The 11,545-nt window shown below is 69.7% G+C and carries 1 protein-coding gene; it reads left to right on the top strand.

Annotated features, from left to right (window positions below):
- On the top strand, positions 1–11,545 hold an 11,545-nt coding region (locus VML93_RS17770; RefSeq protein WP_325612637.1), incomplete at both ends, for a non-ribosomal peptide synthetase.

Genomic DNA, 11,545 nt, shown 5'->3' with positions numbered 1-11,545 from the left:
GCCCCCGACTACACCCACACCGACTACCACCCCCCCAGCACCCCCACCGAACACACCCTGGCCGCCATCTACGCCCAAGTCCTGGGCCTCGACCGCATCGGCATCAACGACTCCTTCTTCGAACTCGGCGGCGACAGCATCCTGTCGATGCAGGTGGCGGCGCGGGCGCGGGCCGCCGGCCTGATGTGCCGGCCGCGCGACATTTTCGTCGAGCAAACAGTGGCCCGGCTCGCCCGGGTGGTCGCGGCAGCCGACGACGGCCCCATCGACGAGGGTGTCGGACCGGTGACGGCCACCCCGATCATGCGGTGGCTGCACGACGTGAACGGCCCGACCGACCAGTTCAACCAGACGATGCTGGTGCAGGCGCCCACCGGGGCCACCGAGGCCGATGTGCTGATCATGTTGCAGGCCTTGCTGGATCGTCACGCCATGCTGCGGCTGCGGGTCGATGACGATCGGTCGCTGACGGTGCCCGAACCGGGGTCAGTAGCCGCCCGCGACTGCCTGCAGGCGGTGGATGTGTTGTCCGCCGAGGCGGTGACGGCGGCGCGGTCGCGGTTGAACCCGGCCGCCGGGGCCATGCTGAGCGCGCTCTGGCTCGACGACACCGGCCAGCTGGTCTTGGTCATTCATCACCTGGCCGTCGACGCCGTGTCGTGGTGGATTCTGCTGGAAGACCTCAACATCGCCTGGGCCCAGCACCTCGACGGGCAGCAGGTGGCATTGCCGACGACCGGGACGTCGTTCCAGCGGTGGGCGTCGCTGCTGGCCGAGCACGCCCACCAGCCGCAAGTCGTCGCCCAGGCGGACGCCTGGAAACAGGTGGCGGCGGCGCCGTCGGTGCCGTCGGCCCTGGACGACTATGCAATCGCCGGGCACCTGTCGCTCTCGCTGGACGCCGAGACCACCGGCATGCTGCTCGGCGAGGTGCCGGCCGCGTTCCACGCCGGAGTGCAGGACATCCTGCTGATCGCGTTCGCTCTGGCGGTGAAGGAATTCCTGGGCACCTTGGGTAGCGGCGACGCGGCGATCGGCATCGACGTCGAGGGCCACGGCCGTCACGACGAGCTGGCCGCCAACGTCGACCTGACCCACACCGTGGGGTGGTTTACCACCAAATACCCGGTGGCGATGAATGTCGGTGGTCTGCGCTGGGCGCAGGTAGCCGCCGGTGACCCGGCGCTGGGGGCCGCGCTCAAAGACGCCAAAGAACAGCTCCGCGCCCTGCCGCACCCGCTGACCTACGGCGCGTTGCGGTATCTGAACAACGAAGTCGACCTGGACGGGTCCGACCCGGCGATCGGCTTCAACTATCTGGGGCGCCTGGGCGTTCCGGCGATCGACGCGGATGTCTGGCGGATCCACCGGGACAGCCTGTCGCTTGCCGGCGTCGCCGCGGCCACACCTATGCCGCTGGCCCACACCCTGGAGCTCAACGCCGGCACCTTCGAGAGCGAGACCGGTCTGCAGCTGCACGCCGAATGGTCTTGGGCGCCTTCGGTTCTCGACGAAGCGCAGATCACCCGGCTGAGCCGGTTGTGGTTCGACGCTCTGGCCGGCATCGCCGCGCACGTGCAATCCGGTGGCGGCGGGCTGACCCCGTCCGATATCGAGCCCGCCCGCCTGAGCCAACAGGAGATCGACGAGCTGCAGCGGCAGTACCGGATCGCCGACGTGCTCCCGCTGACCCCCTTGCAGGAGGGGCTGCTCTTCCACGCCAGTACCGCGCAGGCCAGCGACGACATGTACGCCGTCCAGCTGGACTTCACCGTGACCGGTGCACTCGACCCCCACCGCCTGCACAGTGCGGTGCATACGGTGGTCAACCGGCATCCGCACCTGGCCGCCCGGTTCTCCCAGCAGTTCGACGAGCCGGTGCAGATCATCCCGGCCGATCCCGTCGTCGAGTGGCGCTACGTCGAACTTGACGCCGAAGACGCGAGCGAGCAGATCGAGCAGCTCTGCGCCGCCGAGCGTGCCGCGGTCTGCGACCTACCTCGTTCGGGGGCCGACCGGCCGGCCTTTCGGGCCGCCCTGATCCGCACCGCAGCCGACCGGCACCGGCTGGTGCTGACCAATCACCACATCGTGCTCGACGGCTGGTCGATGCCGATCCTGCTGCGCGAGATATTCGCCAGCTATTACGGGCACCCACTGCCGCCGGCCGCGCCGTACCGGACCTTCCTCACCTGGCTGGCCGATCGCGACGTCGACGCCGCCCGCGCGGCCTGGCGCGAGGTGCTGGCCGACTTCGACACCCCCACCCTGGTCGGCCCACAAGATCGGCCACAGGATCGGTTGGGGTTGGGCCGCCGCGGTTTTGCCTCGGTTCAGGTGCCTGAGCAGACCACCCGGGCCCTGGGCGAGCTGGCGCGCTCCTGCCACACCACCCTCAGCACCGTGCTGCAGGGTGCCTGGGCGTTGCTGCTGACGTCGCTGACCGGCCGGAATGACGTCGCCTTCGGCACCGCGCGGTCCCGGGTGGCCCAGCTGGAGGTGGCTAGCGCGGAATCGATGGTGGGCCTGTTGATCAACGTGGTGCCGGTGCGGGCGACCATCACCGCGGCGACCACCACCGCGAATCTGCTCGACCAGCTGCAGAACGCGCACAACGACACCCTCGACCACCAGCACCTCGCGCTCCCCGACATCCACCGCGTCACCGGCCACGACCGGCTGTTCGACACCCTTTTCGTATACGAGAACTATCCGATCGATGCCGGCGCGCCGCTGGGAGTCGACGGGTTGGCTATCAGCGAGTTCACCAACCGCGAATACAACCACTACCCGCTGACCGCGGAAGCGCTGCCGGGCCGCGAACTCGGCCTTCGCCTCGAATACGACACCGACGTCTTCGACGCGGACAGCATCGAGACGCTGATCGAGCGGTTGCGGCGGGTGTTGACCGCCATGACCGCCGAACCCACCCGCCGGCTGTCGTCGGTCGATCTGCTCGATGCCGGTGAGCGTGATCTGGTGCTTTCGGGGCGGTCCGGTGCCGGTGTGCACGCGCCGGAGGGACTGGCGCCGCAGTTGTTGGCCGCGGCGGTGGCGGCCGACCCGGACGCGGTGGCGCTGGTCGACGGCGCACGGGAGATCTCGTATCGCGAACTCGACCAGTGGTCGACGCGGCTGGCTCGGACGCTGATCGACGCGGGAGTGGGTCCGGAGCGTGCGGTAGGCGTCGCGATGGACCGGTGCGCGGAGTTGACGGTCGCGTGGTGGGCCGTGGTCAAGGCCGGCGGGCTGTATGTGCCGCTGGATCCGGCCCATCCGGTCGAGCGCATCGCCACGGTGCTGGACGCGGTGGCCGCGGTGTGCGTGCTGACCTGCGGTGTCGACACCATGCCCGCGGCCGGGGCCCGCCCGGTGCTGCGAATCGACGGTCTGGACGTGTCCGGGTGCAGCGCGGAGACGATCACCGACACCGACCGGCCGGCGGCGCTGGAAGCGGACAACACCGCGTACGTGATCTTCACCTCCGGGTCCACCGGCACGCCCAAGGGTGTGGCGGTCACCCACGCCGGCCTGCTGGGGGTGGCCGCAGCGCAACGCGACGTGTTCGGGTTGGCAGCCCGCACTCGGGTGCTGATGGTGGCGTCGCCGACCTTCGACGCGTCGATCTTCGAGATGGTGTGGGCGGCGGCGTCGGGTGCGGCATTGGTGGTCGCGCCGTCGCACGTTTACGCGGGTGAGGCGCTGACCGCGCTGCTGCAGGACCACGCGGTCGACGCGGCGGTGTTGACCCCGACGGTGTTGTCGTCACTAGATCCGGCCCGGTTGGACTGTGTGGGCACGCTGCTCACGGCGGGGGAGGCCTGCCCGGCGGAGTTGGTGGCGGCGTGGGCGCAAGAACGGCGGATGTTCAACGGCTACGGCCCCAGCGAGACCACCATCTGGGTCACCTACGCGCCGCTGGCGGCGGGGCAGCCGGTAAGCATCGGCACCCCGATCCCGGGCGTGCGTGCGCTGGTGCTCGACGCCTGGCTGAACCCGGCGCCGGCCGGGGTGGTCGGCGAGCTGTATCTGGCCGGGCCCGCGCTGGCGCGCGGGTATGTGGGCCGGGTCGACTTGACCGCAGAACGGTTCGTCGCCAATCCTTTTGGAGACACCGGGGCGCGCATGTACCGCACCGGCGATCTGGTGCGCTGGACCCCGGCCGGCACCCTGGACTATCTGGGCCGCGCCGATACTCAGATCAAACTGCGCGGGCAGCGCATCGAACTGGGCGAAATCGAAAGCGCCCTGCTGGCCTGCCCGCAGGTCGGCCGGGCCGCGGCCGTCGTACACCAGAGCAGCACCGGCGCCCACCTCACCGCCTACGTCACCCTCGAGCACGCCGACACGGGCCAAGACGACGAGATCGTCGGTCAGTGGCAGCACATCTACGACGAGCTCTACCGGGCCGAAACCGGAATGCCGTTGTTCGGCATGGACTTTCGAGGCTGGAACAGCAGCTACACCGATGATCCGATCCCGGTTGAGGAGATGCAGGAGTGGCGTTCGGCCACGGTGGACCGCATCGCGGCCCTGCAGCCGCGGCGAGTGCTGGAGATCGGCGTCGGCTCGGGCTTGGTGTTGTCGCAGCTGGCCCCGCAGTGTGAGCGCTATGTCGGCACGGACATGTCGGCGGTTGCCATCGAGCAGCTGGCCCGCGCGGTGCAGCAGTTCCCGTGGCGTGATCGGGTCGAGTTTCTGGCCCAGCCCGCCCATGTCACCGAGGCGTTGCCGCGGGGCTATTTCGACACCGTCATTCTCAACTCGGTCGTCCAGTACTTCCCCAACGCGGGATATCTGGCCGAGGTCGTCGACAACGTCATGGAGCTGCTGGCCCCCGGCGGGGCGGTGTTCATCGGCGACGTCCGCAACCACACCCTGCAGGCGGCGTTCCAAACCGCCGTCGCGCTGGCCCGTACCCCTGACCCCGAAGCCGCCGAGATCCGGCAGCGAGTCCACCACGCCATGCTCGGCGAACCCGAATTGTTGCTGGCCCCAGAGTTTTTCACCACCTGGGCGACGGACCGTCCGGGGGTGGCCGGCCTCGGGATTCAGGTCAAACGCGGAGTGGCCGACAACGAACTGAACCGGTACCGCTACGACGTCACCATCCACAAGGGCCCCGCACCGGTACGTTCGCTGGCCGGCGCACCCGCCTGGGCGTGGGCCCAATGTGCGGGGCCCACCGGGCTGCGCACCCGGTTGACGTCCGAACGGCACAGCGCTGTCCGCATCACCGGCATCCCACGCGCCGGGCTGATCACCGACGTCCGCGTGGAGCAGGCGCTCGCCGCCGGGCTGCCGCTGGCCGACGCACTGGCCCAGGCCGGCGCGAAAGCCGACACCGCCACCGCCGAGGAACTGCACCGCCTCGGCGAAGCCGCCGGGTATCACGTCGCCGTCACCTGGGGCGCTCAACCCGGCACCCTGGACGCCGTCTTCATGTCCACCGAGACGTCGGCTTCCAGAATGGCGCTGACGGACCTCTACCTGCCTGCCGCCGGGGCCCACCGGGGCGCACATGCCAACGAGCCGCACGCCAACACCAAGATCAGCGCGTTACGCCAGCGGCTGAGCGGATGGTTGCCCGAGTACATGGTGCCGGCCCACATCGTCGTGCTCGACGAGTTCCCGTTGACGTCGTCGGGCAAGCTTGACCGAAAAGCCTTGCCAGCACCCGAATTCCAGGACGCCGGGCGTTACCGCGCGCCGACCGGCGCGGTCGGGGAGATCCTGGCCGGCATCTACGCCCGGGTGCTGGGGCTGGAGCGGGTCGGGGTCGACGACTCGTTCTTCGACCTGGGCGGGGAGTCGCTGTCGGCGATGCGCCTGATCGGCGCGGTCAACGCCACGCTGGACGCCGATCTTTCGGTGCGCGCCGTGTTCGAGTCGCCCACGATCGCCCAGTTGGCCCCGCGCATCGGCGGGGACGCGGGTCGGCCGGAGCCGCTGGTGGCCGGCGAGTGGCCGGCCGTGCTCCCGTTGTCGTTTGCGCAGAGCCGGTTGTGGTTCATCGACCAATTGCAAGGGCCCTCACCGGTTTACAACATCGCGGCGGCATTGCGGTTGCGCGGCAGCCTTGATGTCACAGCGCTGGGGGCGGCGCTGGCCGATGTGGTGAACCGACATGGCAGCCTGCGCACGTTGTTCGCGGCGACCGATGGGATACCCCGGCAACTGGTGGTGCCCGCCGGGCGGGCCGAGTTCGGTTGGGACGTCGTGGATGCGACCGGGTGGCCGGACGGCCGGCTGGACGAGGCCATCGGCACCGCGGTGCGCTGCACCTTTGACTTGGCCACTCAGATCCCGTTGCAGGCCAGGCTTTTCCGTGTCGCCGAGGACGAACATGTGTTGGTGGCGGTGGTGCACCACATCGCCGCCGACGGCTGGTCGATCAACGTGTTGGTGCGAGATCTGGGCGTGGCGTATGCCGCCCGGTGCGCGGGACAAGATGCCCCCGGTTGGCCGCCGCTGGCCGTGCAGTATGTCGATTACACGCTGTGGCAGCGCGAGCAGTTCGGGGATCTGGCAGACAGCCAGAGCGCCATCGCCACCCAGCTGGACTACTGGGAGCAGGCGCTGGCCGGCATGCCCGAACGGCTGCAGCTGCCCACCGATCGGCCCTACCCCCCGGTCGCCGATCACCGCGGTGCCCGCGCGACCGTGGACTGGCCCGCGGAGTTGCAGCAGCAGGTTCGCCGGGTCGCCCGCGAGCACAACGCGACCAGCTTCATGGTGGTTCAGGCGGCTTTCGCCGCGCTGCTGTCCAAGGTCAGCGCCAGCAGCGACGTGGCGGTGGGATTCCCGATCGCCGGCCGCCGCGACCCCGCGCTCGACGAGCTGGTCGGGTTCTTCGTCAACACCCTGGTGCTGCGGGTTGATCTGGCCGGCGATCCCAGCTTCGCCGAATTGCTGGCCCAGGTGCGACGACGCAGCCTGGCCGCCTACGAGCACGAGGACGTGCCCTTTGAACTGCTGGTGGAGCGCGTCAATCCCGCCCGGAGCCTGACCCATCACCCGCTGGTCCAGGTGCTGCTGGGCTGGCAGAACATGCCCGGGCCGGTCGGTGACCCGGCCGCCGGGCTGGCCCTGGGAGACCTGGAGGTCACGCCGCTTCCGGTGGACACCCAGACCGCCCGGATGGATTTGTCACTCTCGTTGGCCGAACGCTGGGGTGAGAGCGGCGAACCCGCCGGGATCGGCGTCATGGTCGAATTCCGCACCGACGTGTTCGACGCGGACACGGTCGAATCGTTGGTCGAGCGGTTGCAGCGGCTGTTGGCGACGGTCACCGCTGATCCGGCGCGGCGGTTGTCGTCGGTGGATCTGCTCGACGAAGGTGAGCATGCCCGGCTGGATGCGATGGGCAACCGGGCGGCATTGACCGAGGGGGCCCCGGCCGCGACCTCGGTTCCGGAGTTGTTCGCCGCGCAGGTGGCCCGCACCCCCGAGGCGGTGGCGCTGGTATGCGGCGAGCGTTCCTGGACCTACCGCGAGCTGGATGAGACCACTGACCGGTTGGCGCACCTGCTGACCGGCCGCGGCGTGCGTCCGGGACAGTTTGTGGCGCTGCTGTTTCCGCGTTCCGCCGAGGCGATCGTCGCGATCGTGGCGGTGCTGAAAACCGGCGCTGCCTACCTGCCCATCGACCCGGCGCTGCCGGCGGCCCGCGTCGAGTTCATGCTCGCCGACACCGCGCCGATCGCCGCGCTGACGGTGTCTTCGCTGACCGGCCGGTTCGACGGGTTCGACGTGGCGGTCTTAAACGTCGAAGAGGTCTTAAAAGTCGTAGACGCGGTCATGGCGGACGTAACCGCTCCAGGCGTCCCGCTGCCGGCACCGGCCCCCGACCACATCGCCCACATCATCTACACCTCGGGGACCACCGGCGTCCCCAAAGGTGTTGCGGTCACTCAGCGCAACGTCACCCAGCTGTTCGATTCGCTGCAGATCGGCCTGCCGCTGGTGCCGGGTCAGGTGTGGACGCAGTTCCACTCCTACGCTTTCGACTTCTCGGTCTGGGAGATCTGGGGTGCGCTGCTGCACGGTGGGCGGCTGGTAGTGGTGCCCGACGCGGTGGCCCGGTCGTCGAAGGACTTCCACGCCTTGCTCGTCAGCGAACACGTCACCGTGCTCACTCAGACCCCGTCCGCGCTGCGGATGCTTCCGGCGGATGGGCTGGAAGCCGAGGCCTTGGTGGTCGGCGGCGAGGCGCTGCCGCCCGAACTGGTCGAGCGGTGGGCGCCCGGCCGGGTGATGGTCAACGTCTACGGCCCGACCGAAACCACGGTCTGGGCGTCCAAGAGCGCGCCGCTGCAGCCGGGGGCGGGGGCGCCGCCGATCGGCTCGCCGGTGCTGGGTTCGGCGTTCTTCGTGCTCGACGGATCGCTGCGTCCGGTGCCCGCCGGTGTGGTCGGCGAGCTGTATCTGGCCGGCCGCGGGGTCGGCGTCGGGTATTGGCGTCGGGGCCCGTTGACGGCGTCGCGGTTCGTCGCGTGCCCGTTCGGCGAGCCGGGGACACGCATGTACCGCACCGGGGACTTGGTGCGGTGGCGCTCCGATGGACAGCTGGACTATCTGGGGCGCGCCGACGAGCAGGTCAAGGTTCGCGGGTACCGCATCGAGCTCGGCGAAATCCAGGCAGCACTCAGCGATTTGGACGGGGTGCAGCAGGCGGCGGTGATCGTCCGCGAGGACCGCCCGGGCGACAAACGTCTGGTTGGTTACATCACTGGGACGCTGGATCCGGCCGACGCGCGCGCCGGGCTGGGTCAGCGACTGCCGGCCTATATGGTCCCGGCTGCCATCGTGGTGTTGCCGTCGCTGCCGATGTCGGTCAACGGCAAACTCGACACCCGCGCCCTCCCGGCTCCGGACTACCAGGACGCCGGCCACTACCGCGCTCCGGCCAACCCCACCGAGCAGATCCTGGCCGGGATCTATGCCGAGGTGCTGGGAATCGAGCGCGTCGGAGTCGACGACTCGTTCTTCGACCTGGGTGGGGATTCGCTGTCGACGATGCGCCTGATCGCGGCGATCAATACCGCACTGGGAGCCGATCTTCCGGTGCGCACCGTGTTCGAGTCGCCGGCCGTCGCCCAGTTGGCGCCCCGCATCGGTGCGGGCACGGGTCGGGTCGAGCCGTTGGTCGCCGGTGAGCGGCCGGCGGTGGTTCCGCTGTCGTTCGCCCAGAACCGGCTCTGGTTCATCGACCAATTGCAAGGGCCCTCACCGGTTTACAACCTCGCGGCGACGTTGCGGCTGCGCGGGCGGCTCGATGTCGACGCGCTGGGTGCGGCGCTGGCCGATGTGGTCGGCCGCCACGAGAGCCTGCGCACGGTGTTCGTGGCGCCCGAGGGAACACCGCAGCAGGTGGTGATCCCCGCCGAGCGGGCCGACTTCGGCTGGGACGTGGTAGCCGCGACCGGGTGGGCCGAAGGCCGGCTGGATGAGGCCGTTTCCGCTGCCGCTTGCTACGCGTTCGACCTGGCAGCCGAGATACCTTTGCGGGCGACACTTTTCGGTGTCGCCGAGCACGAACACCTGTTGGTGATCGTGGTGCACCATATCGCGGCCGACGGCTTGTCGCTAAGGCCGTTCGCCGCCGATCTGGGTGTCGCGTATGCCAGCCGCTGCGCGGGCGAGGCCCCCGGCTGGAAGCCCTTGGCGGTGCAGTACATCGACTACACGCTGTGGCAACGGGCGCGGCTGGGTGAACTCGACGACAACGGCAGCCGCATCTCCGCCGAGCTGGACTACTGGCAGAACGCGCTGGCCGGCATGCCCGAACATCTTGACCTGCCCACCGATCGGCCGTACCCGCCGGTTGCCGACCATGCCGGCGCCAGTGTGGTCGTGGACTGGCCGGCCGAGCTGCAGCGCCAGGTCGCCCGGGTCGCCGGCGAACACAACGCGACCACGTTCATGGTGGTGCAGGCCGCGCTGGCGGTGCTGCTGTCCAAGATCAGCGCGAGTTCCGATGTGGCCGTTGGCTTCCCGATCGCCGGCCGCCGTGACCCCGCACTGGACGAGCTGGTGGGGTTCTTCGTCAACACGCTGGTGCTGCGGGTCGACCTGGCCGGTGACCCCACGATCGCCGAATTGCTGGCCCAGGTGCGCACGCGCAGTCTGGAGGCTTTCGAGCATCAAGATGTGCCCTTCGAGCTGCTGGTGGAGCGGCTCAACCCGACCCGAAGCCTGACCCATCACCCGCTCGTGCAGGTCTTGTTCGGTTGGCAGAACCTGCCCTTGCAGGACAACAACCCGGCCGCGGGTTTGACCTTGGGCGACCTGGAAGTCACCCCACTGCCGATCGACACCCACACGGCCCGAATGGATCTGGCGTTCTCCCTGTCCGAACAGTGGACCGAGACCGGTGCGCCCGCCGGGATCGGCGGCAGGGTGGAATTCCGCACCGACGTGTTCGACGCGGCCGGCATCGAAACGTTGGTCGAGCGGTTGCGGCGGGTGCTGGTGGCGATCACCGCCGATCCGGGACGGTCGTTGTCGTCGGTGGATCTGCTCGACGAGCCGGAGTACGCCTGGCTGCGGGAGATCGGGAACCGGGCCGCGTTGACCACCGCTGCGGCACCGGTCTCGATTCCGCAGCTGTTCGCCGCGCAGGTGGCGCGCGACCCGGATGCGGTGGCGGTCAGCGGCGCAGGCCGGTCGCTGACCTACCGCGAGCTGGACCAGACGGCCGACCGGTTGGCGCAGCTGTTGGCCGCCCAGGGGGCGGGTCCGGGACAGTGTGTGGCGCTGCTGTTTTCGCGTTCTGCCGAGGCGATCGTGGCGATCATGGCGATCCTCAAGACCGGCGCGGCCTATCTGCCGATCGACCCGGCGCTGCCGTCGTCGCGGATCGGGTTCCTGGTCGGTGACGCCGCGCCGGTGGCAGTGCTGACCACCGCGGAGCTGGCCGGGCGGGTGAACGGGCACGACGTGCCGATCATCGATATCGCTGACCCCCGCGTCCGCGCCCAACCGGTCACGGCGCCGCCGGGTCCGGCCGACGTCGCCTACCTGATCTACACCTCGGGCACCACCGGAATCCCCAAAGGTGTTGCGGTCAAACACCACAACGTCACCGCGCTGATCGGCTCGCTGAACGGCGGTCTGCCGGCCGCCGGGGTGTGGTCGCACAGTCACTCGCTGGCCTTCGACGTCTCGGTGTGGGAGATCTTCGGCGCCCTGTTGCGCGGGGGTCGGGTGGTGGTGATCCCCGAGCCGGTGACGCGCTCGCCGCAGGATTTCCACGAGGTGCTGCGCGCCGAGCGGGTCAGCGTGCTGACCCAGACGCCTTCGGCGCTGGCGGTATTGCCGACGGCGGGGTTGGAGTCCGTGGCCTTGGTGATGGCCGGCGAGGCCTGTCCGCCCGAGCTGGTCGACCGGTGGGCGCCGGGGCGCGTGATGATCAACGCCTACGGCCCGACCGAGACGTGGTATGCGGCGGTCAGTGCGCCGCTGGCGCCGGGGTCGGGGGCGCCGCCGATCGGCTCGCCGGTGTCGGGGGCGGCGTTGTTTGTGCTGGATGGGTGGTTGCGGG

The sequence above is a fragment of the Mycobacterium sp. genome, from assembly GCF_035499775.1.
Classification (GTDB): Bacteria; Actinomycetota; Actinomycetes; order Mycobacteriales; family Mycobacteriaceae; genus Mycobacterium.
Note: the sequence above shows the minus strand (reverse complement) of the source record. Positions and strands in the feature narration are given on the sequence as shown.